Below are 26,950 nucleotides of genomic sequence, written 5' to 3' on the forward strand. Positions count from 1 at the left end.
GACAGCCGCACATTCGGCCCGTGTGGGCCGAACCCGGCTCGATGCCGGTTACTTACCGGAGCGGGGTGGAAAGCGTCGGAGGATGCGGTCAGATGAAGACCGGGTTAGTGAGGATCGGCTTAAGCGAGACCACCTCTTCGCCGACCGGGTCGAGGTTGCCTTCCTCCCGGATCAGCATGGCGCAGCGCACCGCGTCGATGATGTGGTCGTTGCCCTTGGAATAGATGATCTTGCCGTCACGCAGGGTGTAGGTGTGGGTGGTGAACTGGTCTTCCACCTCCAGGTCGTCCGAGGGGAAAATGAGCTGCTTGCGCTGTAATGCCCCGTTGATGAGGCTGGTCATCAGCTCCTTGGTCCGCTTCTTGACTTCCTTGCCGTCACGGACCGCCAGCCGGGTCATGCCGCCGAAATCGTATCCCTTGAGCCTGCCTTCCAGCTCCAGACCCTTGTATTTGTCCAGGGTGAGCAGCTCCTGAACCACGGCCAGACCGTTGCCGCCATTGTCCACGCCGATGCCCGCCGGGGTGTAGTAACGCTCCAGCAGCGCGATGATCTGGGCGATGTGCGGATAGGAAACGTGTTCAAGATGCACGCGCAGGATCATCTTCAGCAGCGTCCGCTCACCGATCTCCATCTCCTGGAATACGACAATCTCGGTGGGATCGTTGGTGTAGCCCAGGTCGCCGCCGACCCAGAATTGTCCGCTGCGGGGTGTGAGGTTGAGCAGCATCTCCAGCCGGTCGTGGGCCGCTTCCTCGGTGTCGCAGTCGCGCAGCTCGGAATCGGTGATGACGATCTTCTGGTACTCCAGCAGATCCTGCCGACAGAGGTTGAATTGCTCGACATTGAAGGCCCCATAGGAAGGCTTACCGTGTTCACCGGCCACCTCGTGCTGCCAGCCGGAGCTGTCGCGGCCGCCGTAGAACTCCAGCAGTTCGACCTCGCGATCCTCGGTCCACAGAGGATTGAGCCAGGACGGCCAGCGGAACACATGGAACTGCTCCGACGAGGTGAGCCGGTAATAGGTGGTGTCGCGCAGGCCGTTGGGCGTGGAGTAGATGCGCAGCGTCCCACCGGCCTTGAGGCACTGGCGCAGCGCCTTCCAGGCCCGTTCGGTCAACCAGGCTCCTTCATCGACCCAGACGCGGCCCACGTGCAGGGACCGGAAGGCGTCGCCATAGGCCCCGGCCGGGCGGAAATAGAGCACCGAACCGTTGGTGAACTCCAGCCGGAAGTAGGGTTTGCGGTGGATCTTGGGTTTGCCGTACTTGGTCAGGGCGATGCTGTTCATCAGATCCGGGTTGGTGTCGAGCTGGAACTCGATCTCCTCGATGATGGTATCGAGATGTCCCTGGTGCGGAGCGGCGATGAGGCCCTGACCGCCCCGGGTGGTGAAGGCGTAATGGAGCGCGTCGGTCGAGAGCACGATGGACTTGCCCACGTCCCGGCCGTCGAGGTGGATGATGTTCTTGGCCGGGCAGCGCAGGTCCTCCACCTGGTGCGGCCAGTAGTCGCGGCCTGAGCCATCCCGGTTGTAGAGGTAGGCTTGCCCCCACAACACGGGATCGCTCAGGGTCGCCGCGAGTTTGCGCTCCTTGTCGGTTACCGCCATCAGTGCATTCCTGTCCTCAAGGCGTTGCCGAGGATGGTGCCCACCAGTTCCGTCAGGATCTGCTGCACAGCCAGGGTGTTCTTCCGGTCGTGGACAGCTTCCTGAATGTCGATGATGGCCTGGTCCAACTCCGCCCAGGCCAGGTACTGCTGCTGGGCCGCTTCCAGACGGCCGAGGGCGTTCTCTATCCGTCCCGCCGCCAGCTCGGTGCCGATTTCGACCAGGGCCTCACCGGCCTGGCGGACGGCATCGCTGTTTTCCTGAAGGATCTCTTTCATTGGCCTGCCTCCTGGTTCGAGCCGTTGGCCCACTGGTCAAGGGCGTCCACGGCGGTCTGCAAGCGCAGGCCGACACCGGTCAAGCGCTCGGCGTCCGGGTGGCCGACCTCGCGCAGCGCCTTGTTGGCCTCGGTCACATACTCGGGTGTGTGGCGGTTGACGGTGGCCACTGCCGACTGGATCTGGGCCGGAGGCCGGTAGGTGGCGCAGCCGGTCATGATCCCGGCCAGGACCAGCGGGATGGTCCATTCGAGTGTCTTCTTCAACATGTTGATCTCCTTTGGTTTATGGGTTTGGGGCACATGCAGAAAGATCTCTGCAAACACTTGATTTCCAACGAAATAGAAGCGTCATTGGATGTGACGCGGGATGGTCCCGCATCCAAGAAAACCGGAACCGGAGGCAGGCCATGACCTACGACAGAAACCGCCAGCAGGCACTCAAGGCGTACCGAGAAAAGCAGGAGAACATTGCCCGGCTGATCGAGGGCATTCGCGGCAAGCTCGAAGCGGACGCGAAACAGCCGGACATCACCTGGGCGAGCGTCGGCTCCCTCGGTCACGTCGAGGAACTGCTGCGGGAGCTGGACGAGTTCCTGTCCTAAACACACCGGGCCACCGACAAAGGAGACATCGACATGACCGAATGCACCGTGCATCAAGCCGCCGAGGCTTTCATCGGCTACCTGCGGGAATCCGGAAAGAAAGAGCGGACCCTTTACACCTACCGGAAGGACCTCGACGCGGTTGAGGCCTTCTTCGGCGCGGATCGCCAGCTCGCCGAGATCCGGCTTCCCCAGGTCGGCAAGTTCTACAAGTCCGACCTGCTGCTCAAACTCCCCGACGGCAAGGAGCGGGCTGAACGCACCGTCGCCAAGACCGTCCGTGTGTTCCGCATGATGATGGTCTGGGCCAGGGAATCGGGGCGCATCGCGGAGCTGCCGCTGCCCAAGAGCACACCCATGGGCCACAGCCGGGTGAAGGAGTCCAGCGATGAGCAACCGAACGGCTGACCTCGACCTGACGGGCGCGACAGAGGCGTTCTGTGCCCGCCTGTCGGCCGAAGGACGCTCCCCTGCGACCATAGCCGCATACCGCCGGGATCTTGCCCTGGTGGCCCGCGTGGCCGATGAGCTGGCCCCGGGTATCGTCTGTCGGGCGGTCACGGCCGGGCTCCTCGACCAGGTGTTCTCCGCCGGGGCGGTCACCGAGAGTGAGCGCGGCCCACGCTCAGCGGCCTCGCTACATCGGATGAAGGCGGCAGTGCGGGCCTTTTTCGCCTGGGCCTCCGAGGCTGGCGTGGTCGATGACAATCCGGCCCGGTCCATCCGCATGCATCGGCTGCCGAGAAAGCTGCCGGTGTTCCTGACCGCCGCCGAAAAGAAGCGTCTGCTCAAGGAGCTCAAGGGACGGACCGACTTCTCCGCGCTGCGCGACCGAGCCATGATCGAGGTGCTGCTGGGCACCGGGATCAGGCTTGGCGAGCTGGCCGCACTCGACATGGATGACATCGACCTCGACGCCAAGCATCTGCGGGTGCGGGCCAAGGGGAATGTGCCGCAGGTCAAGTTCATCAAGACCGACCTCCGCACATTGCTGCGCCGTTACCTGGCAGAGCGCCGTCGACACGGCCACCCGGAAATGGAAGCCTTGTTCCTGTCGAACAGGGACGGCAGACTCTGCCAGCGGCAGATTGCCAACCGACTCGCTTACTGGCTGCGGAAAGCCGGGATCGAAAAGGAGCTGACGCCGCACGGGCTGCGGCATACCTTCGCCACCCACCTCTACGGCGCGACCAATGACCTGCTCGTGGTGCAGCGGGCCTTGGGGCACCGGGACGTGTCCACCACCCAGATCTACACCCACCTCGTGGACGGTCAGCTCGAGGAAGCCCTCGAACGACTCTGATCCTTCCGGACCCGACGATGGGAGCGGCCTCGGCTGCTCCTATTTTCGTTGGGCGAGACAGTGTCGAAGACAGTGAATGACAGTGCCCGCAGAAGAACACATCCGCCGATGATGAATGATCATGACGACGGACCTGAACCTCCCGGGTGGGACGGGAAATATCTGTTGACCGGAATTTCTCCTTCGCTGTCTGTCGGCCGCACATGCCAATAACTGCTTGGCTTATGCGCTCCGGGCGCGGAACACACATGGCAATATCTGCTTGGCATATGCGAGGTCTGTTGCCGAAGGAATGGCTGTTTGCGGGGCTTGGCTGGTTCTGCCTGGGGCTCGACATGCCAATATTTACCTGGGTTGTGTGAGAGAGCTCCGGCGTGAACATGCCAATATCTACTTGGGTTATGCGGCTCGGCTTATGCGCACACATGCCAAGCGGATATCGAGAGCTGCAGGAAGAAATCGAGGAGTGGAAATGATGATCGGCAGCAGGAGAATGCCGATTCCGAAAGTGCAAGGAACACGTCTTATCCGCAATTCCTGGTGAAGCTGTCTGCCGTAAGTCGCCGTGTGCCGGGGTCATCGGAAAATCCCTCCATGGTGTTATCCGCAATTCTTTCCGCGTTTCTTGCGGCCGGAGGGTTTCGTGCCCGGGGCGTTGGCGGCCTCGGCCACCTTCTCGAGCAGCGCCGCCGCCCATTCCGCCGGAGAGGTCTGCGGGCCTTTCGGCTCCTCACCCTCACGGGCGATCTTGGTGGTCTTGAGATCCTTCATGTGGCAGCGGATCATCCGGTCGAGCTTTTCGGCGGCGTCGGTGTTCCCCTCGATCTGGGCGCGGACCAGCTTCACCGAGTAGACGCCCACCAGCTCCACCTGCAGGAAGTCGCTGGACTTGTTGAACTCGAAGTCCTGGTTGAGGCGGTCGATGATCGCGTCGAACATGACCTTCTCTTCCGGCGTCAGGCAACGGTCGGCGAAGATGCCGTGACGCAGCCGGTTCTGGTTGCCCTCGGGCGCACCAGGCCCGCGCCGGGGCGGTTCGGTCTTGCCCTCGTTGCGGTGCCAGCGGTCCAGCGTCTCTTTGTCCGGTTTGTTCAGTGCCACGTGGAAATCCTGCCGAATATTGTTTTCCCAAGCCGGGATACGGGGCGGGAGGCCGATTTAGCCTCCAAACGCGCTCCCGCCGGTTCAGGGGTTACTTACCGGAAGCGGCGCTAAACTGTCGGTCCCGACCCTGTTTTCGTTCGGCGGCGATGATCTGGTTGACCCGGCGGGTGGTCACTCCGGCGAGGTTGGAGATCTCCTGGCTGCTGATCCCCTGCAGATGAAGGGCAAGCACTAGGTCGCGGCGTTCCTGGTAGAAGCGGCTCGGTGCAGGAACCCAGAGAATTCCGGTGTAGTGCTTCTGGATCTGCTCGAAGAGTTCCTCGGGCAGGACATCCTTGGCGTTGGCGTAGCGCTTCTTTTTCTTCACGGCTCAATCCTCCACTTTCTTCATCCACGGCTGCGGCACGTCCGGGTTGTAGAACCGCAGCGTGCTGGGACGCCCGGACTTCGGCCCGTGGATAATTTCGATAGAACGCTCGGTGACCTCGCCAATCTCCTGATCGCCATCGACGAAACAGACCAGGCCGTAGTCCTCGCCGCAGGGAAACCGGAATCGGCCCTGGTTCTGATAGAGGCGTGCCTCGGACCAGCCCTTGGCCATGGCCTCCTCACGGATGGCGTCGACCTTGGCGACAGCCTGGGAAGTCACAGGCTGCTTACATTTCCAAGCTTGGTTGCCGGGATAAATCCAGTCCTTTCTGGGAGCTTCGACAGGTTTCTCCTGGGGCTCGGGACGAAGCGTGGGTGGCCGGTAGTTCTTCGGGGAAAAAGAGTGCAGGACCTCCTGCAGGCTATCCTTGCCGAACTCCCGGATGGCCAGCTCCTGCAGGGCGTTGAATCGCAGCCGCAGCGTGTTCCAGGCATCCTCTGGGAGCTTTCCTGCCTTGTGTGCGGCTTGGGCGGTAACCATGCGGGAACGTAGCCAGGCAAAGTATTCAGGCGACAGGCGGCGACACAGCGTACCGTCGATCTCCTTGTCTTCAGGCCAGTCGCGAGCGTCCTCGATCTCGTGGACCTCGAGCCCTGTGGAGACATAGATGGCGGGCTGCGGTGGTTGCGGTGGTAATGATGGGGTTTCACATCCTGCCGAGGCGTCCTGCCCACCGGCGGTGTGCTTGATCATGGTTTTCAGAAGGCTCATGGCTTCAGGCTCCAGAAATACGGGTTAATCGCTTTTCCCGTTACTTACCGGAGCTGTCCTGAAACCGTCGGAGACCATCTGCTGCGGTGGATACGTGCGGTGGCTGCGGTGGTCGTGCGGTGGAAGGTTTTCTCGTCCCACCGCAGTGGGTAGTTCTTTGTTTGTTATTTGTTTTTAGATAGTTATGAAGAAAGAGAAGATAGAGTGCGGTGGTTGCGGTGGTATTTGGGAAATGTCTCTCACGCTGGGCCGGAATTTCCCTGGCGTGGGATGTCGGGTTGGTAGGTAGAAAAAATATTTCAGCCCATAGGGGGTGAGACCTCTGGGTTTACCACCGCAACCACCGCAAAGGCCATGAAAGCCTTGTCTGGCAAGGGTTTGGTGTGCGGTGGTTATCCACCGCAAGGGACAGCGGTGTTCACCGCACCACCGCAAAACCGGAGCTGCGAATACTCAATCCGTTGTCTTTCGATTATCTATAGAAATCATAACGTTCGTTTCATGTTGACCCAGGTGCCACCGTTTACTAGTGACCTGTTGGAGGAAATGCAAATCATGGCTGATCAGCAACAGGCCACAGGGGCAATCTCTCAGGGCATTCTCTAAGCACTCGATTGCTGGAAGATCGAGATGATTTGTCGGTTCATCCATAACAATTAAATGCGGCTGACGAATAATTCCAAGCGCCAATAGCACCTTGCGCAATTCACCTGGGCTGATATCAAGGTTATGTAACAGTCGTTCAGGGCGTGACCCAAGAGCACTCACCACTGTCATGATTTTACCAAGTTGTTCATGGGAAAGGTGATTTACATCTGCCATGATTTTTCGGGTTTTCATCATGTCAATCTCTTGCGGTAAATATACCAAATGCTCATTAGGAATATCTATGTGGTTAAGAATATGTCGAATAAAAGTTGTCTTTCCCATTCCATTTGCTCCAGTAATAGCAATACGATCGTCACGTAGCATTGAAATCTCTGGTATATGCAATTTTCTTGATTCATCGAGAGCGATTATGTCAGCAGGAATAGTAAAGAGGATTCGACGTGGAGAGACGGAACCATCGATCCAGAAATGAGTTGCATAGCGTTTCTTGATTTTTATCTCAGAAATTTGTTCCTGCCCATGCTTTATACGACCTTTTAATTGCTTAGCAAGACGCCCGGCATGACCATCCTGTCCTGAAACACGAGCCAGGTCGATTTTGGCACGCCCATCGCTGTCACCACGTGCCAAATGACGTTTCGATTTCTTTTTGTTGGCGCGTGAGGCTTTAGCGCAGCGACGTTTCGACTCGTCCTTTAATCGTTCCAGGTTTTGTTGCAAACTATGACGTCTATCCTGCAAACTTGATTCTTCCCGTTTAACATCTGCGGCAGCTTTCGTATAATTGCCAGGTTGTATTATGGCTTGAGGGGGGTCGAGAAAAATACATTGCTGGCAAAGAAGGTCAAGCAAATCTCGGTCATGGCTAACCAGCAGACCAATACCACGAAATGATGTAAGCGCTTCTATAAGCAGCTCACGGGCCGTAATATCAATATGATTGGTCGGTTCATCAAGAAGAAGGACATCCGGTTGTTGCCAGAGAGCGACAGCAATTTGAGCACGCTTACGCTCGCCATGACTTAGTGTCTGCCAGCGACTTACCCAATCATCGCCAATCCTTAGCTTTCCACGCAGTACGCATGCCTCTGCTTCAACCGTAGAAATCAAAAGTGATAGCTGTGCCGGAACATCGTCAGTGCGCTGCGGGCAGAAAACTATATGTCCGGACCGTTTGATAGTCCCTTGCTGTACCTGTAGATGTCCTGCCGCAAGTTGCAGAAAAGTCGTTTTCCCTGCACCGTTTGGCCCTACGATTCCTGTCCATCCTTCCGCAAGATGAACTGTGATATCCTCAAGCAATGAGGATATTGCACTATCATAAGAAAAGGTAACGTTTTGAAAAGATATTGACATTGTTGACCTCCAAGCATGCTGTAACAAAACATACTGGACGTCCCATTCCCATGGAATCAGCTAAAATAAAAAATGCCACGTCTTAAACGTGGCATTCAAATCATAAACGCTGAAGCCACCCAAGATCTACGGAAACAGAACGCCATTTTTTGGATAATTTAACGATCCAAAATGGGAACACGAAAATTTCGTGAAGGCTCGTTTCCGTTAGATTCTCAAGGGTATACCTCCATATAAATTTACTTCTAACTTAGCATCACAGGATGATGGCGTCAAGTTTTGCCTTTGATTTTGATAAAGTTCAGTGTCGTCATATCATCCAGTTTGGGCAAAAAAATTCCATTTACCTGCTCTTGTGGCAGATCCGGTACTCGAAGTTCTTGGTGTGGGCGTTGCGCTGCCGGTCGATGTCGAACCCGGCGTCCCGGATGACGTCCAGGTCGTTGCTGATGCGCCGACCGAGCTGAGCGGGCTTCTTGTATTCGAACTCGAGGTTGAATTCCCGGCCGACCCTGCGCAGCGCAGCGAGCAGTCTTCCCGCCGACACCGGTTCCATGGTGTTCTCGTTCTCGAACCTCACCTGGTAGCGTTCGATGAACCCCACCACATGGTTTGCCCGGTCGTCCTCGCCGTAGCGGGCCTTCTCATCCAGCTCCACCGCGTTCTGATAAGCGTGGAAGAGCGACGCCAGCGCCGTTGCGATGGGGTTCGACTCCCGCGCCATCTCCTGGCTGGTGTCGTTGATGGAATGGATCTGCTCGATGAACAGCGGGCTCAGATCCTCGAGTCCGGTGGTCACCTCGTGTTCCTCGGACCCGGCCAGCATCATCAGGTACATCAGGCTCAGATAATCGTTGCACCGGCGTTTGCCATGGGTCGGCATGGTTCGGTGCAGCAGGCGCATGACCTGTTTCTGGGCTCCGTCCCGGATCATTGCCAGCACATGGCTGGTTCGCTTCATGATGGCCGAAATGATCAGATCCCGGTTCTGCTGGATGGCGGAGATGACCTCCGACTCCAGAAAGCAGTCGCTGGCCTGGTTGGCGAGGTCGAAGTTGATGACGAAGGACCTCGACAGGATCTCCGAAAGCTCCCCGCACAGCGGCTCGATGCCGGTGGTGTTCAGCAGGCACTTGGTCCGCTCGGTGATGGTCTCGCTGTCGGTGCCGCTCTTGCGTTTCTCTTTGGCGATGCCGGTGATGCTGGTCAGCATGAAGGTGGTCAGATCCTCGGTCATCTGCTTGACCTCGATGTTGTCGAGGACGATGAGCGGGTTCTGCGAGCCATCGGTATAGTTCGCCGCGTCGGTTGCCTTCTTGTGCTGTGGCTCGCCGAAAAGCAGCGTCGACGTGATCTTGCTGGCGGTGGTCTTGCCCGATCCGGCCGAACCCTCGAAACGGGTCATGGGCCGCGTCCCGGCGAAGTCGATCAGCAGGAAGCAGGAGAGCCAGGAAAGGATGAGAAAGCGATCTCCTTGCGGGCAGGTCATGTTGCCCACCAGCAGATCGACCAGGAGCCGGTCCGCCTCTTCGAGGTCGGCGTCTGGCAGGAATTTCAGCGGCTTCATCTTGCGCGAGCCGTCCAGAATGATGCCGTCCTCGTTGCCGCCGTTCTTCATGATCTGAATCTCGTCCGGGGTGATCTTGGCGATCTCGTGCTCCGGATTGTTCAGGTTGAAATAGACGGTGTACGAGGCCACATCGGTGTGCAGCCAGGAAAAATGGTCGCGCACCTGGCCACGGATCATGGCCAGGCTGGGCAGCACCTCAAAAAATGTCCGACCGCCGTTGGAAGTCGGCACCATGCCCGTGTGCTTGTAGAGCATGGCCGCGTAATGGCGCTTGCGGCCTCTGTCCGGTGAATCCATCCAGTAGATGGCGTTATCGAAATACATGAACGGCTCGCCCTGCAGGGTGTGAAAGAACTGGGCACCGTTGGCGGTAAACCAGTCGTAGGCGGCCTCGGCGGCCAGTGTGTAGTCGGGAGCGCCGTTCTCCAGTTCTGTGTCGATCAGCACCTCGTCGACCCGGGCGCGGCATGATCCGGGCATCGCGCCGGACATCCGCTTGGCCTTCTTCTTTTCGTTACGGAACTCGACCTTGCGGTCCTTCTGGATGGCGCGGATCTGCTCTTTCAGGGTGGCCATCGAAACGCCACCGCCGATGCGCTCCTGCACCAGCTTCAGCAGGCGGGACTGTTCCAGCGGCGACTGCTCGGAAATCTCCCCCAGGATCGGTTCGAGCAGGCGGTTGCGTTCCTCCTCTTCAGCGCCCTCGGGCAGCGAGCGCACGCCGAACTCGATGGGCGTGCTGGCCTCGGCGAGCAGACGTTCGAAATCCTCCCGGGTATGCCCGGCGGCAATGTAATCGTTGACGTCGATCTTGGCGGTGGCGAGAAGCGCTTCGGCCGCCTGAATTTCCTGGGCGGAACGCCCCGCCAGCAGCTTGGCCAGCTCCTTCGGCCCCACGCTCGCCGTCAGGCTGAAGCGTTCGGTCAGCTCCTGCCGGGCCGCGATCTGTGTCTCCGACAAGGGCAGCGTCACCAGGCGGGTGTCGATCTTGTGTTCGGCCAGGGTGCGGGCGGTTTGCAGCGCCCCTTTGAGACCGGCCTGGGAGAGCTCGTTGTCTTGACAGATGTAGACGGTTTCGACGCCGCGCAGCTTGGGGATCAGGCGCTCCCAATCGGCGGCCCGGATGCGGACGGTGGCCGGAGATACGGTGGGCAGGCCCAGTTGCATCAGCGCCAGGCAATCGGTCACCCCCTCGGTGATGATCACCTTGCCGGGCCTGGCCAGCAGACAGTCCTCGTTGAACAGCAGCGCGTTGTTGATGAAATCGGCGACATAAGGCCGCTGGTGCTCGTCGTGAACGGGCAGCTTCTTGTATTTCCCTTGCTCCCAGCCCGCGTCCGGGGTCCACGGCGTCTTGCGGCCGATCATGAACACCACCCGGCCACGGCTCCAGTATGGAAAGACGATCCGGCGCTCGAAAAATGGCGTCAGGCCGTCCTGGCTGGTGGGGCGGAAAGCACCGGTAGCGGCGAGCTCTCGCTTGGAGAAGCCGTCTTCCCCCCCGGTCAGTTGGGCGACCGCGCCGGACGCGTTGTCCGCGTAGCCGATCAGGAGATCGTCGATAGTCTCCTCGCTCAGGGCGTATTTGGATTTCAGCCAGTCGAGGACCTCCGGCGACTCCTTGAGCCGGGCGTGGTAAAGCCTGGCCAGCGCCGTCAGCGCGTCCTTGACCCGCAGCTCAAAGGCGCGGTCCGCCTCCGTCTGGGCCAGACGCTCTTGACTGAGACCATAGCGCGACAGCGGCGGCAAGCCCGCCTTCTTGGCGAGATAGTCCCGGGCCTGACGGTGACTGTCCGGCATCGGACCGGATTGTCCGGCGGTTACCGAGCCCGTCTGAATGAACTCCACGAGCTGCAGCACGTCGCCGCCGACCCCGCAGCCGAAGCAGTACCAGCCCTGCTTGTCGAGCATCACATGCAGTGACAGGCGCGACTGGCTCTGATGGTTGGGACAGTCGCACATCAAGCGCTGGCCGGTCTCCTGGGTGATCCGTCCCGGCAGGAGTTCCCGGGCCACCTCACCGATGTCCATCTCGGTGACGAGCCGGTAATACTCCCTGACGTTATCCGTTCCGCCCATACTCATTCGGCCTCCGCGACACGGGCGAAGTCGTCTTCCGCGTGCTGGGCGGCGTCCAGGAATAGGGGCAGGAAGGTCCGGCGGTCATCCACCTGGCAACGCTTGGCGCAGTTCTGGATGCCCCAATGGTCGCCCAGGACAATGGCGGTGCGCCGGGCGCGGGTCACCCCGGTGTAGAGCAGGTTGCGGTGATGCATGAAGGAATGCGCCTTGTGGACCACCACGACGGCGCAGGGGAACTCGGAACCCTGGGTTTTGTGGATGGTGAGCGCATAGGCGAGCTGCAGATCCTGCAGGTCGGGCGAACCCTTCTCCAGCTCCACCGGCATGCCGTCGAAGTCGATGACCAGGGTGCCGTTCGCGAGGACATCGACCACATAGCCGATGGCACCGTTCATCACGTTCAGGTCGTAGTTGTTCCGGGTCTGGATGACCTTGTCGTGCTTGAGAAACGGAGCGCGGCGGCCCATGGCGACCGGCGGGACCTCGGTGTTCCAGAGCTTGCGCTGGATGAGCCGCTGCAGTTCCTCGTTGAGTTCCTTGGTACCGAGCGGTCCTTTGTGGGTCGGCGTCAGCACCTGCACGTCCTTGATGATGTCGAAACCCAGGGCGTCGAGCCGCTCCTGAAACAACTCCAGCAGGAACGAGCGTGCCGCCATCGGATCGGTGAACTGATCAACCAAATACCAATCCCGGCATCCGGCCACCGACGCCTCGCTGGTCTTGCGCACCTCGCCCTTGAGAACGGCTGTGCAGTTCTCCTTGAGGACGCCAGCCTGACGCACGACCTTGTCGAGGATGACCGTGGGGATGGCGCGTGTCTGGATCAGATCGCGCAGGATGTTTCCGGGTCCCACCGGCGGAAGCTGGTTGTGGTCACCGACCAGCAGCACCGTGGTCCGCGACAGGTCGACCGCCTCGAACAGGTGCCAGGCCAGGGGCACGTCCACCATCGAAAACTCGTCGACCACCAGGACGTCGGCATCGATGGGATTCTCCTTGCTGCGCGAGAAGCCCTTGCCGTCATAGCCGAGCAGGCGGTGAATGGTGGTGCCGCTGCGGCCGCTGACTTCCTCCAGGCGCTTGGCCGCCTTGCCGGTCGGCGCGGCGAGCACGACCTCCAGATCACTCTCTTCGCAGATGGTGTTGATGACCGAGATGGTGTAGCTCTTGCCCGAACCGGCTCCACCCGAGATCAGGCTGATGCTGTGCTTGAGGGCCGAGCGAACCGCGTCGAGCTGCATCTCGTTCAGAGTGGCGGCGCAGCGCCGAATCAGGGCATCGAGTTTTTTGACGGACTGGAAATGCGGGTTGGGTGTTTCGGCCTGGCCGAACAGCGTGGCCAGCTCCCGCTCCATGCGGACGATCTCCGGCAGAGCGACCACGAACCGTCCGCCGTGGGAATCGCAGGCAAGCGCCTGTTCTTCGATGAGCGCATCGAGGGAGCTTTCGATACGAACCCGGCTGTCCAGGGCATCCATGACCAGCAGCAGATTGGCCTGGTCCACCAGATCCTCGTATTCGATCCAGCAGTGGCCATTGTCCAGGGCTTCACGGACGCAGAAATTCAACCCAGCGCGGATACGAGGGGTGTGGTCCTTGGGGGTGCCAAGCTTGCGGGCAATCTTGTCGACCTTCTTGAAGCCGAATCCCCGGATCTCCCGAATGAGGATGTACGGGTCTTCCTTCAGGATATCGAGGCAGTTGCCGCCGAGTCTTTCGACCAGGGTGGCGACCTGATGATGGGTCAGGCCGAATGCCGACAGCCAGGCCATGACGGTGTTGACGCTGCGGTTCTTCAACCATTCGTCACGCAGCCGCCGGGCCGCGTCCAGAGGCAGTCGAGCTTTGAGGGCGATGCGTTCGGGGTCATTCAGAAGGGTTTCTTCAAAGGCATCGCCGAAACTCTCGACGATCAATCTGGCCTTGGCCGGACCAATGCCCTTGATCTCCGGATGGTTGGCCAGATAGTGGATCAGCCCCTCCGGATCGAGTTCGAGGTCGTGCTCCATCCCGTCGACCTTGAACTGACGGCCGTATTTGGGATGGGTGGCCCACGACCCGAGCAGGACCACAGGCTGATTTTCCCGAGCGAACAAATTGCCCGCGAACTGGACTTCCTCACCGGTCGGGGTGAGCAGTCGGCCTGCGGAGAACTTGGGTCCGGCATAGTAAACGCGCTCTATTCTTCCCCGGAGTCGCGCCGGGTTACTCTCATTTCTTTTTGGCATCTCGCGATCCTCCGGTGAAAACGTGTCAGGTACTCCTCGACAAAACGGCAGGCGGCCTGCCGGTCCGAGCAGAAGTAGACGGGGACACCGAAGTCGACGACGATGGAGGCGACCGTTCCAATCAGCGCATGCGGGTGGGCATCGCTGCGGTAGCGGCCATCGACCAGATCGCGAAAGTTGCACTCGACAACCACGCAGGCGGATTCGTAGGCGGAGAGCTTTTCCAGTTCGCGATGGAACCGCTTTCGCCCCCGGATGACGGTGGAGACGAAATCTGTCAGGGATTTGCGCTCCACCGCCACCCGTTCCTCAAGGCCGACCAGCGAGTAATCACCGGCGGGCAGCGCCTTGCGAACCGCCGAAACCTTGTCGCTATCGAAGCTGTAGGGCTCCTGTTCGCGGGTGTCGACGACAACGGTGATCCGGTCCATCATCAGAACGGGATCATGTCGTCCATCGCCGCGCCGGGAGCCCCGGCATCGTCGGCCATGACAATGCGACGGTTGAAGTAGATGTTCTCGTTTTCACCGCGAGTGCGTTTGGTCACCTCCAGCTTGATGTTGAGAAGCTGCTCGAGGTGGCCCGGCAGGTCGGAGAGCTTCTGGAGCTGCAGCCCGCAGGTGTAGAGGTCCTGCTTGAGCCACTTGATGTTCTCGTTGCTGACCATGACGTTGTTGCGCCAGAGCAGACGGCCCTTGTGGGTCGGCGCGAGAATGCGCAGGGTCCACTTGAGCATGGGGTTGCCCGAGGTCTGGGCGCGGGTCAGTTCGACCCGGTCGACGTTGACCTGGTATTTGCCGTCGGGGACGGTCTCGAACTCACGCTCCTCGACTTCGGCGGTTTCGAAGGCGTCATCAAACTGCGCCAGGTCGAGGTTGCTGTTGGATTGGTTTTCGTAGTGTTCCATGGTCGGATCTCCTTACTGTTGGGGTTTCGCCGCCGCACTCGCGGTCGGCTCCGGCTTCGGCCGGGCGGCACTCGCCGCAGCTCCGGCTGCCGTGTTGTTGAACGCTTTCATGAAGCTCGGAAAATCGAGGGGAATGACTTCGGGGAGTCGGCCGGTGCGGTCACCGGCGTCGTAGTTGGGACTGGGCTTGGTGCGCATCACGCGCTGCCAGACAGGCTTGCTGTCCTCGCCGGTTTTCATGTCCAGGTCGCAGAACAGGATCAGGTCCACCAGGCCGGTGACCAGTTTCCGCGCCTTCTCCGGCAACGTCGGCACGATGCGGGTGTGCTTGCCGGTCCGGGTCTCGATGTCCCGCTCCTGGGAGTGGGAGATAAGGATCAGCCCATAGGGCAGGAAGGCGAGCTTATTGATGACGCGCTGGAACTCGTTGTTGATCAGCGCGTAGCCCTTGCCGTAGCCCAGGTCGGACTCGTGCTCGATCTTGAATTTCTTGCAGACGTAGTCCGAGCACATCTTGTAGGCGTTATCCACCGTGTCGACGACGATGGTCTTGAACTCGTGCTTGCCCTCGGCGATTTCGGCGCAGGCCTGCAGGAGGTCGTCCCAGCAGGTGATCGGGGTCTGGAACACCTCCAGGGCGTTCAGGCCCGGCTCGGTCGCCAGGAACAGTGCGTCATCGGCCTTGGAGCACCAGGTGCTCTTGCCGATCTTGCTCGGGCCGTACACTAGGGCGGTGAGGTCCGAGAGCGTGTGTTTGGGTTTGCTTTTGGTCTTGGGAAGCATGGCTTCGTCTCCTTATGGTTGGGATTTCAAAACACCGGAGCGGCGTCTTCACCGGCTCCGTCCCGCAGCTCTTCGTGCGGGGCGATCCTTTGGAAATGGTTTTCGATGACGTTGGGGTTGCCGCCCGAGCGGCAGAGCTGGAAGTAGGCGCAGGGCCTTCCGTACTGGAAGCAGTAGCTGGTGTTGCGGTAGAAGGTGTCGCGCCGACGGGCGTCGAGCATGGCCTTGGAGAGTTCCCACAGCTCCGCCCGCAGTTCCTCGAACTGGTCGCGGGAGATGTAGAGCACCTCACGGTGGAACATGCCCGGCTCGAGGTACTTCTCCTGGAGCCGCTGCTGGAAGGTGTCGTCATCCTCCGGCAGCTTGCGCTTGGCGCTGCTCTTGCCGGTTTTCGACTTGGCGATCAGCTCCGCCCGGCGGGCCTCGAATTCTGCCTCGGTTTCACCCTTGCCCTGGCGCAGCTTGGCCTTGACCAGGACGTTGTAGATGATGCCGCTGACCGTGATGCCGAGGGTCTGCTCCAGGTACCAGGCGTAGAGGATGATCTGGAAATCGGTCCACAGCCGCTCCAGGTAACTGGCATCGATCTGCGAGGCGGTTTTGTGTTCCAGCAGGAAGTACTGGCCATCCTGACGGACGATGCCGTCCACCTTCCCGGCGAGAATGAAACTGCGCGAGGTTGCGCCGGTCGCCGGGTTGACGATGGGACCTTCGAAGGTCTTTTCGAGCGCGACGACCTCGAAGTCTTCGGCCGGGTAGTGTTCCGCATAGGCGCTCATCATGGCTCGGGCGAGATGCCAGTCGGCCTGTTGATGATCGTCCTGCGCCCGGTTCGGATAGGTCCGGTCGATGTGGTCGAGTACCTTGGCCAGATCCCGCTCGCCGTGCCAGCACTCCAGGCAGTCGTGAATGACCGAGCCGAAGACCAGATTGGGGTCGCGCTCGAGCGGCACCAGCTCGTCGATGTAGCGCCATTTGCAGGCCATGCGGCAGTTTCGGAACAGCCGCCACATGGAATAGGTGGTGGTCATCAGCTCGCTCATACCGCCACCCCCGCTGTAGCGGCGGCGGGCGCTGCGCGATGTTTGGAGGCGCAGGCGCAGCCCGTCGGCTGAGATCGTTCGATCAGGACCGAGCGTTCGCCGTACTCCTTGGTGGCGAAGCCGGTGAAGATGCGGGCGAGATCACTGCCAACATCGGTGGAGGCGTCGATCACGCAGGTGCGTCGGGCCTTGTCCAGATTGAACCGGCTCTCCATCCGCACACGGGAACGGCCGTGCAGGCTTTCGACGGCCAGCATCGCCAGCATGAAAGTGTCTTCCAGTTCCTGGGCCGGGACCGACTCGTCAAAACGGTACTTGTAGGTGTCATGAGTCATGGTTGAACTCCTCTTTTGTTCAGGTTCTGATTTCCGAGGCCCCGGATAGCCGCACCATGCGGCACGGTGCTTACTTACCGGAGCCGGAGTCGATGCGTCGGAGATCACAGGTAGTCGTTCAGGCCAGCCTCGCTGAAAGCCTCCCGCAGCTTGCTCAGCCGGTCGTAGAGGGTGGTTCTGGGAATGCCCATCTCCCGGGCGATTTCGGCCATGGTGCTGTCGTGCAGGCGCACGCACAGATCCCGGAGCTCTTCCGGCAGCGAGGCGATGGCCCGGTCGAGGTCCATGCGGATCTCATGGCCGAGGCGCTCCCTTGTCTCGCGGGTGCCGCTTCCCAGAGAGCCCTCGCTGTCCAGGAAGTCGATCCGCTCGGTGGTGTCGCCTTCGCCGTTGTCGAGGTGTTCATTGAGTGAGGTTTGGCAGAGCCGCCAGTCCCGGCATTGGGCGAACCGGGCCTCCAGAATGGTGGAGATGTGACGTTCAACGATCCGAGCCATGAAGGTGGTCTTCTTGGCCTTGGCGGGATTGAAATGCCGCATCCGCTGCAGCAGATCGATCATCAGTTCCTGTTCGAGGTCGGGTCTGTCGTCCTCGGTGAATCCGGCCTTGCCTACGAGTTGCCGTGCTTTGTGCCGAATGAGGTCGGCGGCATACTTGTCGATGCCGTCGTAAGAATTCTGTGAAACCATCGGGGCCTCCTCGGAGCGAGGAGGAGGTCCGCGTGGGTGTCGGCACGGGCCAGATCACAGGACAAAGCTGTCGCGTGGGCGAAGGGGTCGCAGGTACGCCGCCAATTGCCGTATTCGGCTCGGCGACACCCACAACAGCCTCCGCCATGCGTCCAGCTTGTTGTCCAGTGTCTAAGGGTTCAGGTCGTTACGTGTTCAGGCTGCCCGTTCCTCGATGCGCATCAGGAACGGGAGACCGTGCTTGATTTCGAGCAGGCAGACTTTTCCGCTGCCCATCTGCGCGAGGTGCTCCAGCAGCGCCACGACCTCTTGCTTGAGGGTGAAGTCATCCTGGTCGCGCTCGGGCCGGGGACCGCTCTGTCCGCCCAGCTTGATCTCGCGCTCGATGACCGTGTCAGGGGTGAGTTCCGGCTCGCCGTCGCGGACCGGAATGTTGGTGATGCGGCCGAAGTTGATGTCCTGCATCAACTCGATGAGTCGCCGCTTCGGTGGGGTGAGGTGTGCTTTACTTGTCTGGTTCATGCCGAACCTCCTTCATTTCTGGACCGACCGGGAGACAGGTCCGGCATGAATTTCCCGGGTGGCGGTCGTGAACTTTTTGTGTTCACCAGACCTGTCACCCTGCTTTGGCGAATTTTCGTTGCGACCCCGAAAAACGCCCTGGCTCAAGGAGGAGGAAAGCCCGTAAGGCCTTGGTTGATGGTGGTTTTACAGAGGAAAACTTTTTTAACTTTTTTTGCCCGGCCCCGGTGAAATTTCACCGGGCGGGCCTCCAAGACGCAAAAAGCCCCGATCCAGAATCCTGAATCGGGGCTTTAGATTTGTCGGGCTATAAAGGGTGGTCAGTAGACCTCGGCACCTTCCGGGAGGATGCGGAACTTACACCGGTAAGTCTTTGTGTCCTTGACCCATTCGATGGGATCGTCATCGAGCCGGAAGAATTCGCGCAGGTGCTTCGACAACTCCTGCTTTTGTTTCTTCAGCTTGTCCGAGGCGTATCGGCTGTGCCAGTCGATCTCGCCACGGGAGTTGGCAAACCCCTCAAGCAATTTCCATTGCTCGGTAGGATTGCCATTCTTCCTGCTCGCCATTCCCATTTGCGTATAGGTGTATCGACCGCTCTGATCTCCCGCCCATATTGTGACGGTATGACCATCGCGGAACTGAATCTTGAGTTGCGACCATGTGGTGCCCGGCGGTGTCGGGAAAAACACAGTGCCGCCTGAATCCGACTCAGGCACCTGGCCGATAAGGGCCGCGAATATCTCAGATCTGTCCCGACAGGTCAGGAATCGTGGAGCATCACCCAGGTACAGATCTTCGTCCAGCGCAATGTAAAGGCTATCTTTCTGCGCCAGCAGTGTTTCAACTACAGGACTCAGATGAAGGCGAGTGGGCGCGATTAGGACAAAGGGTTTGGGGGTCGAAAGGCATAATGATCGCACGACCTCGATCAGCGCATCCTTGCTGTCCTGCATCGTCAGTACAACCGGGAAGTCCATCCCCGCTGTGGGTATGAAATCGCCCAATCTCCATGTGTGGGGCAGGCCATCGTATTTCGACTCTCGGTGTTCTATTCCCAAGGCCGCGCAGATAGCACCATTGATAGTTGACTGCTTGAGCCGATAGATCAGCGTCTGCCTTGAAGAGAGCTGAATGGCCGGGCCTTCTTTTTCATTGCAGATGGCCCGGATGTTGGTCTTCGCATGGGTAACCACACTCCGTGGGCAACCGAGGCCACATTCCGTCGGGCAATCCACGGCGGTCGCATGATCCTTGGTCAGTTGAAGGAAGTGATCACGAAACAACGGATACCGATCCCAGCCGGATAGCGCCTTATCCCAATCGAACAGCGCCGCCGACTTTCCAGGCAATCTCTCCAGATATGCCCAGACGGGATCACTCATCCGAAACGCCCCCGGCTCCGACGATGAACCCCCTGAGTCCAAGCCAACGCTCGATAACCTCGGCATCACCATCACGTTTGAATTGCGCCCGGTTGCCTGAACTCAAGATCACAGATCTTGGAGTCTTGGACTCCTCGAACTTAATCTGGAAGCTTGCTTTGATGATTTTCCCTCCGCCCGGGAGTGAAGCGCCTCGATCACGAAGGGATGCAAAAATGTCCTCAGACCTGCGGATTTCTACGTCCTTATGAGCGCCACCCCAAAAGACCTGAACTTCCTTGAGCCTGACATATTCGATGCCATCGACGTCGTCACATAGGAGCGCGTCCTCACCAATTTGCCGCAAAGGTTCCAGGTCAAATCGGCTGCGCTCGTTGAAAAACTCTTCGTCTCCGAACAGGTGGAATCCGAATTTTTTGCGGTAGAGTTCCTTCTCCCCCTTGGTTTCGGCGTTCATGCGGATTTCCCCGATCACGGGGTTGTAGGCAAGCACGTCGAATTTTTCAGGACGGAAGTATTGGCTGGTGGACTCCCCAGCCTCGATGACCGCCTCACGGGCATAGGGCTTGCCGTGCCGCACAAGGAACCATGTGTGACCCTCTTTGGGATAGACGAACACCTTGGAATACTTGCCCCGACGTTTCTTGGAAAACCATTCGTCGAGATCGGCCTCGAGGGCCGCGAGGGTTTCCTCGGATGGCAGCACGAAATCCGGCAGTGGGTTTTTCTTGGTCTTGAAATACTCGAAGGACCTGACGTTCATGAAGAACTGCTCGGCGTGTACCTTCTCGATGATTTCCCGGTCAGCCATCCAGACCTGGATCGCCAAGTCTGCCGGTGCGGCGTTCTCCCCGATTTCCACGTCGATGTCCGTTCCGGCGATCTCATCCTGAATGGAATCAAAACCCTCGGGGGTCGAAACTTCATTCACATAAAACAGCGCCTCGGCCAGATCATCCGGGGTCGTACTGTCCGGCGTCAGCAAAAGGTGGCTGAGGGCGTTGTAGTCCAGGCCATCTTCCTGCTGGACTGGTGGCAACTCTACGCCGCGAGCTGAAAAATAGGCGGCATGAGGCTCCAGAAAGGCAATGAGATGCTTCCTGTCGATTCGCCGGAGCATCTCCGGCTTCGAAAAGCGGCGTAGGTTGAAAGTTGCCATCAAATACTCCTGTCGTTTTGTCGTTATTCGTCCATGTCTGTCTCGGTTAATTCCGTTTCCATCCAACGACCTTGCCTAAAACTCGAAGGTCATCCTCCGGCCTGATCCGGATCTTTCTTACCTCCGGGTTCTCGGGCACCAATTCGATGAGCTCGTCTTTGATTTTCAGCCGCTTGACGGTCGCCTCGTTGTTGAGCAGGGCGACAACGATGTCTCCGTCCTCGGCGATGGGCTGCTGCCGCACGATGATCAAATCACCATCGTTGATACCGGCACCGACCATACTGTTACCCATCGCACGGAGTGCGAAGTGCTTTCCGGAACGAACCACGGCTGACTCGACCAGCACTTGGCCGGTGATGTTCTCTTCGGCCAGGATGGGGCTGCCAGCGGGCACCACACCCACAATCGGTACAGCGACCAGGGCGGCGGCCATCTCGCTGGGACGGCGGGCGACCGCAATGCCTCGCGACTTCCCGTCTTCCCGCTTCAGGTATCCCTTGCGCACCAGTTGATTGATCCGGTCGTGGGCACTCGCCGGGCTGATTTCAAAGATCTCGCTCAGTTCCTTCACCGTTGGAGGGAAGCCCTTGGCATCGACAAAACGACATATCGCTTCGAGCGTTTTCCGCTGCAACGGCGTTATCTCATCCGTCTTCGCTTTGCCCATGGCGTCTCCATTTCTGTTGAAAGACAAAAAGGCGCAATGCGCCAGCAAACCCTAATAATATAAACCTGATGCATATCAGGTCAAGAAATAATCTCATACCTGATTTCCGACACTTCCACGAGCCCCTCGGTAGGTAAGGCCTGAAGAATGCCGGTTTGAAACCGGACGAGCAGTTAGAAACCAGATAACTGACCAGAGGCGGAGCTGAGGCGGTTGTGGGTGCCATCGAACGCGCATCCCGACCGCCGCCGTTTTCTGGCATCCACACCATCCAGCCCCCCGGTCCCACCGGAGGTGTTCGATGTTGGATGTACAGGAAATGAATGATGTGCCGGGGACGGAAGGTCTCGGCGAAAACGGCAAACCCGGTCGCCTGTCGGGTGAGGCGAGGCTCCAGTCAGCCGCTTCCATTCTGGCCACTGCGATCCTGCGCCGAAAGGCCAAAAAAGCATGTGTAGGCAGTGAGTTAGAGATTTTCGAAGATTCTTCCCCTGTGCTCGGAGAAGGACTTGATTCATTGCCGGAACAGAGCATTCATTCATGACAACTCGTCCGGAAACTAAAATAAGGAGTTGAAAATGAATGAGTTACAGAACGCCGCCACGGGCGGCAAGAATCAGGACCGAACCCGAAACTCGGTCCTTCGGCAGATGGCTCTGCTGCAATCCATGTCCCTGGAGCAGCTCCGGGAAAAATGGCTCGACCTCTACGGCGAAGAGCCGCCCCATTACAAGAAGCAATTCCTCATCAAGCGGCTGGCCTATCGCATCCAGGAGCTTTTCTACGGCGGGCTGTCCGAGCAGGCCAACGTCCATCTCCAGCAGGCAGCCAAGGAGGACCCGGTTGCCACTGTCAATCGACGCATCCCAGAAGAGCGGAAATCGAACGAGGCGATCCTGCCTGGAACCAGGCTGGTGCGGGTCTGGAACGACCGGCGTTATGAGGTGATCGTCCTTGCCGATGGCTACGAGTTTGAAGGTCGCACCTTCCGGTCGCTCAGCGCGGTGGCCAGGGAGATCACCGGGACGCGCTGGAATGGCAAGGTCTTTTTCGGATTGAAGAAGGTTTACGGCAGAAAAGCCGAGGGAGGTTCGGATGCTTGATAACAGCAATGTCGCGCCGGGCAAAAACAAGACCCTGCGCTGTGCCATCTACACCCGCAAGAGCCACGAGGAAGGGCTCGAACAGGAATTCAACTCGTTGGATGCACAACGGGAATCTGCGGAACACTATATCGAAGCCCAGAGGATGCGTGGCTGGACGGCTCTGCCGGATCGCTACGACGATGGTGGATTCTCGGGTGGGAACATGGAGCGCCCGGGGCTGCGCCGACTGCTGGCGGACATCGACGCCGGGAAGATCGACGTGATCGTGGTCTACAAGGTCGACCGGCTGTCCCGCTCGCTGCTGGACTTCATGAAGATGATCGACCTCTTCAACGAGAAGGGTGTCAGCTTCGTCTCGGTCACCCAGCACTTCAGCACCACCGACCCCACCGGCCGGATGTTTCTCGGCATCCTGATCACCTTCGCCCAGTACGAGCGGGAGGTCATAGCCGAGCGTATCCGGGACAAGGTGGCGGCAGCCAAGCGCCGGGGGAAATACTGCGGCGGCGTACCCATCCTCGGATACGACGTCGACCGGGAGAACAAGAAGCTGCTGGTCAATCCCGATGAAGCCAGGACGGTGCAATACATTTTCCGCCGTTTCATCCAAATCGGCTCGGCCAAAAAGCTGGGCCAAGAGCTGAACGAACAGGGTTACCGCACCAAGGCCTGGACCACCAAGAAAGGCAGAGTGCGCGAGGGCTCCGAATGGAACACTGCCCACATCTACCGGCTGCTCAACAACCGTATCTATATTGGCGAGATCGCCCACAAGGATCGCAGCTATCCCGGTGAGCACGAAGGAATCATCGACCGGGCGACCTGGGACAAGGTGCAGGCCATCCTGGAGGACAACAAACCGGTCAAGGTTTCCATGGCCAGAACCAAAATGGTCGCCCCGCTGAAAGGCGTCATCCGCTGCGGCCACTGTGGATGCGCGATGGGACCGACCTACGCCCGCAAGAACGGCCGCCACTACACCTATTACATCTGCCAGAAAGACAGCAAGCGAACCGTGAGCCGGTGCCCGCTTAAACGGATTCCCGCCGGGGACATCGAGCAGGCGGTGATCGAGCAGTTGAGCGCCGTGTTCCGAACACCGACGCTGGTGGCCAAGACTTACTTCGCGGCCCGGGACATCGAGCAGGCAGAGCGGGAGCGGTTGTTCAAGCAGAAAGCCCAACTCGAGATGGAACTGTCGCAGGCGCGGGAGCAGGCACTCGAACTGATGAAACCTGGCAACGATCAGCCGGGCAAGACCGAGATGCTGACGACGGTCAATCGCCAGGCGGTCGAGCTATCGAAACAACTGACCCATGTGAGCGAGCGATGCAGAGCCTACCAGGGGAACAGCATCACGGAACAGGATGTGTCGGAGGCCTTCCAGAATGTCGAGGGCTTCTGGGAAGACCTTTTCCCGGTGGAGCGAAACCGGCTCATCCGCCTCCTGGTGGATAAGGTCGAGATCCGCGAGACCGGAATCGACATGGAGCTGCGCACCAACGGGCTGACAACGCTCATCGCCGAGCTTGCCGGTCTGGCATGCGAAGTCACCGAACGGAGGGCAAGCCGATGAAAATGAAGCCGACCATTACCGTAGCCGACAACGGCAACCTGCAGATTCACATCCCGATGCTGATCCGGCGCATGCGTGGCCGCAAGACGGTCATCGCTCCCCACGCCCTGGATGGAGAAATCACCGGAGCGCAGGAACCGGTGCAGTCCGCCATCCTCCAGGCGCTGGGAAGGGCCTTTTCCTGGGCCGACATCCTCGAATCCGGCCAGATCAAGTCCATCAGCGAGCTTGCCCGTACCCTCGACGTCGATGGCTCGTATGTGGCCCGCATTCTCAAACTGACGACCCTGGCCCCCGACATCGTCGAAGCCCTGATCAACGGCGAGGAACCCAACGGGCTCTCGCTGGCCAAGCTGACCCAGACCTTTCCCGAGGACTGGGCCGAGCAGCGCCGCCAGTTCGGCTTCGCCACCGACTGACGACCGGACCGGAGACCACCCCAGAGAGCCGACCATCAGCGTCGGCTTTTCTACTTTGAGTGGCAGGAAATCGGAATTGACCACGCTTCTTTTCATGGGCGAAGCGGGTGATTTCGAAAAAAACGTCCGGTAGCGGCATCGAGCGATGACCTAAGACAACCGCCAAAAACGGCAATTAGCAGCAAACCCATATCAATCAAGGATGTAGCTTTCCGGACGAGCTTCGGACTTCGTCCGGAGAAAACAGAGAATCAGGGGCCAAACAGAGAAAGAAAGGCTAGAGGATGGGGAGAATCGATGGTGCGGAGAGGTGCTTTGGAAAGATGTGAAACGGGCGCAAACCCTTTAGAAACAAGGGGAAAAAGAAAACCCGTCACCCCGGAGAATGACCCCAGAGAGACGGGTTTGTCTTTTCTAAATGGTGGAGGCGGCGGGAGTCGAACCCGCGTCCAAAAATGCTCCCCTCCCGTATCTACATGCTTAGTTCCGTACTTTAATTTTCGCTTTTAGAACTAAACAGTTAGTAGTCACTATAACCCAACTTTACCTTCCTCACGTGTGGATAAAGCCTGTGGATAAAACATACTGTTCCACAAAACGAATTGCACTTACTTTTTTCCAGCTTTGGAGAAGAGATCAAATGTCACCAGAGGCGATAGAAGTCCTCTCTCAAATTTAATCACCCTACAAAGTAGGATTCAGGGAGCACAAATACTGTAAGTATTTATAATAAGTTGGATTAAAATATCATTTTGTTGTATCCATAGTGTCATTGACAATTCTTAATCATTAATGCGGAAGTAGCTGAGTTCTCATAATTATCTGACAGAGCTTCTCTGACTGCTCATGTTTCAGGTAGAAAGAATTTTGCTCATATGGTTGCCAACATCTAACAAAATATTACGGATGAATTAATGAATGAACTATTGATTATTGGAATAATTGTTATTGCTGTCATAGCTATAACAACACTTGGAATCAGGGTCGTCATAAAATTTAGAAGTGGAAACAAAATCACCATGAGAGATATTGAGGCAGGTGGGGATGTTGTTGGACGCGACAAAATAACCAAATCCAAATGAATCAAGACTGGAGGGACATAAAGGCTGGTAATGATGTTGTTGGCCGTGATAAAAATCAATTTTATTTGCCACATCCTCGGCCACTTGATCTTCTTTCAACCCAGTTCAAAGAAGACGTAGAAGAAGACAATAAAACGTATGACATACTTGATGAACTAACCCATTATCAAAATACCAGATCAGATGTTCGTGACTTAAAACAAAAACTATCAGAAGCTGGTTTTGACTACCTAATTGATGAAGCTGAGGAGTTAAAAGAAGTAGTTGCAAAGTTAATAGTAAAGAACCAACACTATAAGTCTGCGCAGAAAATTATCACTTTTTTATTGGCGGATATTGAATCAACTTTCAATGCAACAATTAAACCTAAGCTTCAGAGCACTACAGAAGAACATCAAGTAAAAGCATTATTTAGAGAGTATTTGGAAGGTGAGATACAAGAGAAGCTCGGTGAAAATGTACTTGATATATACAATCGACAAGTTGCAGGAATGGTTTACTTTCTGACAGGAAATTGTCATTTGGAGTGGAAGTAAATGCTACTATATAACAAAGCTCTCGATCCTAACCATGCATTACTGAGAACCAGTACAATTCTCACTGCGTTAAAGCGTGACAAAATAGAAGAAGATCGACTGAGAATTTTTGATTTCTTACTTGCAAACCCATTCCATATTTCAACAATGAAATTGGGATCTGGATTGATGAAACAAAGAAATGAATTTAAAATCTATAAAAACAGATATAATACATACGATCCATTTATTCTGTTTGAACTAATGAAACCTATCCAACAAGCTGTCTTCTGCAGTCTAGTTCAAATGAACTGCCTCATTCCACTAGAAAACACATCACACTACAAAGTAAATATCAACAAACTTCCTCCTGAATTATCGACAATAATTAGTTCCGAAACCAATAGTATGCCAAAAGATGCGATATCATTTATCAGGGAACACTTAACGCATTTTGATCTTCTTGGCCCATCAGGGTTGAAATTTGCGAGCACATTAATGGAATACAGATATGATGCAGTATAAACCATGTGTTTATGTCGACAGGTTACTAGTAAAACAGGATTTTTCAACAGTCTACGATGAAACTTTCCATACTGGGATCAATGTTCTCTCAGGTTGCAATGGTGGCGGCAAGACTTCTGTTATTCAACTGTTAGTTTATGGTTTAGGATATGAAGTTCACAACTGGAAAGATGAAGCTGGAGAATGTGACACTGTTTATGTCGGATTAAAAATTAATGGTTAGAAATGACAACCTAAAATTGACCACCCGTGATCACCGAATTTTGACCACCCGATATATATAAAAGAACTGAGACAGGGTGTTATCTCAGCGGTGGTGTTCAGGCCAACCTTTCAGCAACTCCGGT

30 protein-coding genes and 1 other RNA gene are annotated in these 26,950 nt (G+C 57.6%); 11 read left to right on the top strand and 20 right to left on the bottom strand.

Annotated elements, in window-relative coordinates:
- Positions 1–88: 88 nt before the first annotated feature.
- From FCL48_RS16010 to FCL48_RS16020, 3 genes are read right to left on the bottom strand one after another with little or no spacing between them, the layout of a single operon-like run.
- Positions 89–1,612 carry a terminase large subunit domain-containing protein gene (locus tag FCL48_RS16010; protein ID WP_136873445.1) on the bottom strand — a complete coding sequence of 508 codons (1,524 nt, stop codon included), beginning with the start codon at positions 1,610–1,612 and terminating at the stop codon, positions 89–91.
- Positions 1,612–1,890, bottom strand: a complete 279-nt coding sequence (locus tag FCL48_RS16015; protein ID WP_022992990.1) for a hypothetical protein — start codon at positions 1,888–1,890, stop codon at positions 1,612–1,614. The genes FCL48_RS16010 and FCL48_RS16015 overlap by 1 nt, the downstream gene beginning before the upstream one ends.
- Positions 1,887–2,159, bottom strand: a complete 273-nt coding sequence (locus FCL48_RS16020; RefSeq protein WP_013258631.1) for a hypothetical protein — start codon at positions 2,157–2,159, stop codon at positions 1,887–1,889. Before FCL48_RS16020 ends, FCL48_RS16015 begins: the two co-directional genes overlap by 4 nt.
- Before the next feature lie 140 nt (positions 2,160–2,299).
- Here FCL48_RS16020 and FCL48_RS16025 point away from each other — a divergent pair, with 140 nt between their 5' ends.
- The 3 genes from FCL48_RS16025 to FCL48_RS16035 are packed head-to-tail and all read left to right on the top strand — an operon-like array spanning position 2,300 to position 3,797.
- Positions 2,300–2,494 (top strand): hypothetical protein, encoded by a 195-nt coding sequence (locus tag FCL48_RS16025; protein ID WP_011366959.1) that lies wholly within the window; start codon positions 2,300–2,302, stop codon positions 2,492–2,494.
- A 33-nt stretch (positions 2,495–2,527) separates the two neighbouring features.
- Positions 2,528–2,902, top strand: a complete 375-nt coding sequence (locus tag FCL48_RS16030) for a hypothetical protein (protein WP_136873447.1) — start codon at positions 2,528–2,530, stop codon at positions 2,900–2,902.
- Positions 2,883–3,797 carry a tyrosine-type recombinase/integrase gene (locus tag FCL48_RS16035; RefSeq protein WP_136873449.1) on the top strand — a complete coding sequence of 305 codons (915 nt, stop codon included), beginning with the start codon at positions 2,883–2,885 and terminating at the stop codon, positions 3,795–3,797. The genes FCL48_RS16030 and FCL48_RS16035 overlap by 20 nt, the downstream gene beginning before the upstream one ends.
- 600 nt (positions 3,798–4,397) lie before the next feature.
- Here the strand turns inward: FCL48_RS16035 and FCL48_RS16040 are convergent.
- The 16 genes from FCL48_RS16040 to lexA all read right to left on the bottom strand — a co-directional run bounded on the left by FCL48_RS16040 (position 4,398) and on the right by lexA (position 21,380).
- The gene (locus FCL48_RS16040; RefSeq protein ID WP_136873451.1) at positions 4,398–4,898 is read right to left on the bottom strand and encodes a hypothetical protein; all 501 of its coding nucleotides are present in this window, start codon (positions 4,896–4,898) and stop codon (positions 4,398–4,400) included.
- Positions 4,899–4,989: 91 nt separating this feature from the next.
- Entirely contained in the window at positions 4,990–5,268 is a 279-nt protein-coding gene (locus tag FCL48_RS16045) for a hypothetical protein (protein ID WP_136873453.1), read from the bottom strand.
- A gap of 3 nt (positions 5,269–5,271) precedes the next feature.
- Entirely contained in the window at positions 5,272–6,042 is a 771-nt protein-coding gene (locus tag FCL48_RS16050) for a hypothetical protein (protein WP_136873455.1), read from the bottom strand.
- Positions 6,043–6,495: 453 nt separating this feature from the next.
- A complete protein-coding gene (locus tag FCL48_RS16055; protein WP_082021130.1) occupies positions 6,496–8,007 on the bottom strand; it encodes an ATP-binding cassette domain-containing protein in 1,512 nt (503 codons plus the stop codon).
- A gap of 343 nt (positions 8,008–8,350) precedes the next feature.
- Positions 8,351–11,662, bottom strand: a complete 3,312-nt coding sequence (locus FCL48_RS16060; RefSeq protein WP_136873457.1) for a CHC2 zinc finger domain-containing protein — start codon at positions 11,660–11,662, stop codon at positions 8,351–8,353.
- Positions 11,659–13,887, bottom strand: coding sequence for an AAA family ATPase (locus FCL48_RS16065; protein ID WP_136873459.1), 2,229 nt, complete (start codon positions 13,885–13,887; stop codon positions 11,659–11,661). Before FCL48_RS16065 ends, FCL48_RS16060 begins: the two co-directional genes overlap by 4 nt.
- Complete coding sequence (locus FCL48_RS16070) at positions 13,839–14,321, bottom strand: ERCC4 domain-containing protein (RefSeq protein WP_013258639.1); 483 nt, start codon at positions 14,319–14,321, stop codon at positions 13,839–13,841. Before FCL48_RS16070 ends, FCL48_RS16065 begins: the two co-directional genes overlap by 49 nt.
- Complete coding sequence (locus FCL48_RS16075; protein ID WP_136873461.1) at positions 14,321–14,794, bottom strand: DUF669 domain-containing protein; 474 nt, start codon at positions 14,792–14,794, stop codon at positions 14,321–14,323. Before FCL48_RS16075 ends, FCL48_RS16070 begins: the two co-directional genes overlap by 1 nt.
- Positions 14,795–14,806: 12 nt before the next feature.
- Entirely contained in the window at positions 14,807–15,577 is a 771-nt protein-coding gene (locus tag FCL48_RS16080; RefSeq protein WP_136873463.1) for an ATP-binding protein, read from the bottom strand.
- Between the two features lie 26 nt (positions 15,578–15,603).
- Complete coding sequence (locus FCL48_RS16085; RefSeq protein WP_136873465.1) at positions 15,604–16,620, bottom strand: PD-(D/E)XK nuclease family protein; 1,017 nt, start codon at positions 16,618–16,620, stop codon at positions 15,604–15,606.
- Complete coding sequence (locus FCL48_RS16090; RefSeq protein ID WP_097010688.1) at positions 16,617–16,955, bottom strand: hypothetical protein; 339 nt, start codon at positions 16,953–16,955, stop codon at positions 16,617–16,619. The genes FCL48_RS16085 and FCL48_RS16090 overlap by 4 nt, the downstream gene beginning before the upstream one ends.
- A 104-nt stretch (positions 16,956–17,059) precedes the next feature.
- Positions 17,060–17,644 carry a sigma-70 family RNA polymerase sigma factor gene (locus FCL48_RS16095; protein WP_136873467.1) on the bottom strand — a complete coding sequence of 195 codons (585 nt, stop codon included), beginning with the start codon at positions 17,642–17,644 and terminating at the stop codon, positions 17,060–17,062.
- A 195-nt stretch (positions 17,645–17,839) separates the two neighbouring features.
- Positions 17,840–18,166, bottom strand: a complete 327-nt coding sequence (locus tag FCL48_RS16100) for a hypothetical protein (RefSeq protein WP_136873469.1) — start codon at positions 18,164–18,166, stop codon at positions 17,840–17,842.
- 320 nt (positions 18,167–18,486) lie between these two features.
- On the bottom strand, positions 18,487–19,551 hold the full coding sequence (locus FCL48_RS16105; RefSeq protein WP_136873471.1) for a hypothetical protein: 1,065 nt from the start codon (positions 19,549–19,551) through the stop codon (positions 18,487–18,489).
- The gene (locus FCL48_RS16110; RefSeq protein ID WP_136873473.1) at positions 19,544–20,710 is read right to left on the bottom strand and encodes a hypothetical protein; all 1,167 of its coding nucleotides are present in this window, start codon (positions 20,708–20,710) and stop codon (positions 19,544–19,546) included. Before FCL48_RS16110 ends, FCL48_RS16105 begins: the two co-directional genes overlap by 8 nt.
- A gap of 46 nt (positions 20,711–20,756) precedes the next feature.
- On the bottom strand, positions 20,757–21,380 hold the full coding sequence (gene lexA, locus FCL48_RS16115) for a transcriptional repressor LexA (RefSeq protein WP_130958220.1): 624 nt from the start codon (positions 21,378–21,380) through the stop codon (positions 20,757–20,759).
- Positions 21,381–21,681: 301 nt separating this feature from the next.
- Here lexA and FCL48_RS16120 point away from each other — a divergent pair, with 301 nt between their 5' ends.
- From FCL48_RS16120 to FCL48_RS16135, 4 genes are read left to right on the top strand one after another with little or no spacing between them, the layout of a single operon-like run.
- On the top strand, positions 21,682–21,924 hold the full coding sequence (locus FCL48_RS16120; RefSeq protein ID WP_136873475.1) for a hypothetical protein: 243 nt from the start codon (positions 21,682–21,684) through the stop codon (positions 21,922–21,924).
- A 34-nt stretch (positions 21,925–21,958) separates the two neighbouring features.
- Complete coding sequence (locus FCL48_RS16125) at positions 21,959–22,483, top strand: DUF2924 domain-containing protein (protein WP_136873477.1); 525 nt, start codon at positions 21,959–21,961, stop codon at positions 22,481–22,483.
- Positions 22,476–24,062, top strand: coding sequence for a recombinase family protein (locus FCL48_RS16130; RefSeq protein WP_136873479.1), 1,587 nt, complete (start codon positions 22,476–22,478; stop codon positions 24,060–24,062). The genes FCL48_RS16125 and FCL48_RS16130 overlap by 8 nt, the downstream gene beginning before the upstream one ends.
- Positions 24,059–24,481, top strand: coding sequence for a hypothetical protein (locus FCL48_RS16135; RefSeq protein WP_039644791.1), 423 nt, complete (start codon positions 24,059–24,061; stop codon positions 24,479–24,481). The genes FCL48_RS16130 and FCL48_RS16135 overlap by 4 nt, the downstream gene beginning before the upstream one ends.
- A gap of 419 nt (positions 24,482–24,900) precedes the next feature.
- On the opposite strand, the gene ssrA is transcribed toward FCL48_RS16135, so the two are convergent.
- Positions 24,901–25,166, bottom strand: a transfer-messenger RNA (tmRNA) gene (gene ssrA / locus FCL48_RS16140).
- A 229-nt stretch (positions 25,167–25,395) separates the two neighbouring features.
- Here ssrA and FCL48_RS25025 point away from each other — a divergent pair.
- From FCL48_RS25025 to FCL48_RS16155, 4 genes are read left to right on the top strand one after another with little or no spacing between them, the layout of a single operon-like run.
- Positions 25,396–25,563: a hypothetical protein gene (locus FCL48_RS25025; protein ID WP_169309249.1), complete on the top strand. Its 168-nt coding sequence runs from the start codon at positions 25,396–25,398 to the stop codon at positions 25,561–25,563.
- The gene (locus FCL48_RS16145) at positions 25,560–26,099 is read left to right on the top strand and encodes an ABC-three component system protein (protein ID WP_136873481.1); all 540 of its coding nucleotides are present in this window, start codon (positions 25,560–25,562) and stop codon (positions 26,097–26,099) included. The genes FCL48_RS25025 and FCL48_RS16145 overlap by 4 nt, the downstream gene beginning before the upstream one ends.
- A complete protein-coding gene (locus FCL48_RS16150; RefSeq protein ID WP_136873483.1) occupies positions 26,100–26,603 on the top strand; it encodes an ABC-three component system middle component 5 in 504 nt (167 codons plus the stop codon). It begins immediately after the preceding gene.
- Positions 26,590–26,826 (top strand): ATP-binding protein, encoded by a 237-nt coding sequence (locus FCL48_RS16155; RefSeq protein WP_136873485.1) that lies wholly within the window; start codon positions 26,590–26,592, stop codon positions 26,824–26,826. Before FCL48_RS16150 ends, FCL48_RS16155 begins: the two co-directional genes overlap by 14 nt.
- Positions 26,827–26,950 lie beyond the last annotated feature (124 nt).

Origin of the sequence: Desulforhopalus sp. IMCC35007 (assembly GCF_005116575.1) — a bacterium.
Taxonomy (GTDB): domain Bacteria; phylum Desulfobacterota; class Desulfobulbia; order Desulfobulbales; family Desulfocapsaceae; genus Desulforhopalus_A.

Bases quoted from the DNA above. Each gene is read 5' to 3' on its own strand.
- FCL48_RS16010 (WP_136873445.1), bottom strand. From the start codon at position 1,612: ATGGCGGTAACCGACAAGGAGCGCAAACTCGCGGCGACCCTGAGCGAT.
- FCL48_RS16015 (WP_022992990.1), bottom strand. From the start codon at position 1,890: ATGAAAGAGATCCTTCAGGAAAACAGCGATGCCGTCCGCCAGGCCGGT.
- FCL48_RS16020 (WP_013258631.1), bottom strand. From the start codon at position 2,159: ATGTTGAAGAAGACACTCGAATGGACCATCCCGCTGGTCCTGGCCGGG.
- FCL48_RS16025 (WP_011366959.1), top strand. From the start codon at position 2,300: ATGACCTACGACAGAAACCGCCAGCAGGCACTCAAGGCGTACCGAGAA.
- FCL48_RS16030 (WP_136873447.1), top strand. From the start codon at position 2,528: ATGACCGAATGCACCGTGCATCAAGCCGCCGAGGCTTTCATCGGCTAC.
- FCL48_RS16035 (WP_136873449.1), top strand. From the start codon at position 2,883: ATGAGCAACCGAACGGCTGACCTCGACCTGACGGGCGCGACAGAGGCG.
- FCL48_RS16050 (WP_136873455.1), bottom strand. From the start codon at position 6,042: ATGAGCCTTCTGAAAACCATGATCAAGCACACCGCCGGTGGGCAGGAC.
- FCL48_RS16055 (WP_082021130.1), bottom strand. From the start codon at position 8,007: ATGTCAATATCTTTTCAAAACGTTACCTTTTCTTATGATAGTGCAATA.
- FCL48_RS16060 (WP_136873457.1), bottom strand. From the start codon at position 11,662: ATGAGTATGGGCGGAACGGATAACGTCAGGGAGTATTACCGGCTCGTC.
- FCL48_RS16065 (WP_136873459.1), bottom strand. From the start codon at position 13,887: ATGCCAAAAAGAAATGAGAGTAACCCGGCGCGACTCCGGGGAAGAATA.
- FCL48_RS16070 (WP_013258639.1), bottom strand. From the start codon at position 14,321: ATGATGGACCGGATCACCGTTGTCGTCGACACCCGCGAACAGGAGCCC.
- FCL48_RS16075 (WP_136873461.1), bottom strand. From the start codon at position 14,794: ATGGAACACTACGAAAACCAATCCAACAGCAACCTCGACCTGGCGCAG.
- FCL48_RS16080 (WP_136873463.1), bottom strand. From the start codon at position 15,577: ATGCTTCCCAAGACCAAAAGCAAACCCAAACACACGCTCTCGGACCTC.
- FCL48_RS16085 (WP_136873465.1), bottom strand. From the start codon at position 16,620: ATGAGCGAGCTGATGACCACCACCTATTCCATGTGGCGGCTGTTCCGA.
- FCL48_RS16090 (WP_097010688.1), bottom strand. From the start codon at position 16,955: ATGACTCATGACACCTACAAGTACCGTTTTGACGAGTCGGTCCCGGCC.
- FCL48_RS16095 (WP_136873467.1), bottom strand. From the start codon at position 17,644: ATGGTTTCACAGAATTCTTACGACGGCATCGACAAGTATGCCGCCGAC.
- FCL48_RS16100 (WP_136873469.1), bottom strand. From the start codon at position 18,166: ATGAACCAGACAAGTAAAGCACACCTCACCCCACCGAAGCGGCGACTC.
- FCL48_RS16105 (WP_136873471.1), bottom strand. From the start codon at position 19,551: ATGAGTGATCCCGTCTGGGCATATCTGGAGAGATTGCCTGGAAAGTCG.
- FCL48_RS16110 (WP_136873473.1), bottom strand. From the start codon at position 20,710: ATGGCAACTTTCAACCTACGCCGCTTTTCGAAGCCGGAGATGCTCCGG.
- lexA (WP_130958220.1), bottom strand. From the start codon at position 21,380: ATGGGCAAAGCGAAGACGGATGAGATAACGCCGTTGCAGCGGAAAACG.
- FCL48_RS16120 (WP_136873475.1), top strand. From the start codon at position 21,682: ATGTTGGATGTACAGGAAATGAATGATGTGCCGGGGACGGAAGGTCTC.
- FCL48_RS16125 (WP_136873477.1), top strand. From the start codon at position 21,959: ATGAATGAGTTACAGAACGCCGCCACGGGCGGCAAGAATCAGGACCGA.
- FCL48_RS16130 (WP_136873479.1), top strand. From the start codon at position 22,476: ATGCTTGATAACAGCAATGTCGCGCCGGGCAAAAACAAGACCCTGCGC.
- FCL48_RS16135 (WP_039644791.1), top strand. From the start codon at position 24,059: ATGAAAATGAAGCCGACCATTACCGTAGCCGACAACGGCAACCTGCAG.
- FCL48_RS25025 (WP_169309249.1), top strand. From the start codon at position 25,396: ATGAATGAACTATTGATTATTGGAATAATTGTTATTGCTGTCATAGCT.
- FCL48_RS16145 (WP_136873481.1), top strand. From the start codon at position 25,560: ATGAATCAAGACTGGAGGGACATAAAGGCTGGTAATGATGTTGTTGGC.
- FCL48_RS16150 (WP_136873483.1), top strand. From the start codon at position 26,100: ATGCTACTATATAACAAAGCTCTCGATCCTAACCATGCATTACTGAGA.
- FCL48_RS16155 (WP_136873485.1), top strand. From the start codon at position 26,590: ATGATGCAGTATAAACCATGTGTTTATGTCGACAGGTTACTAGTAAAA.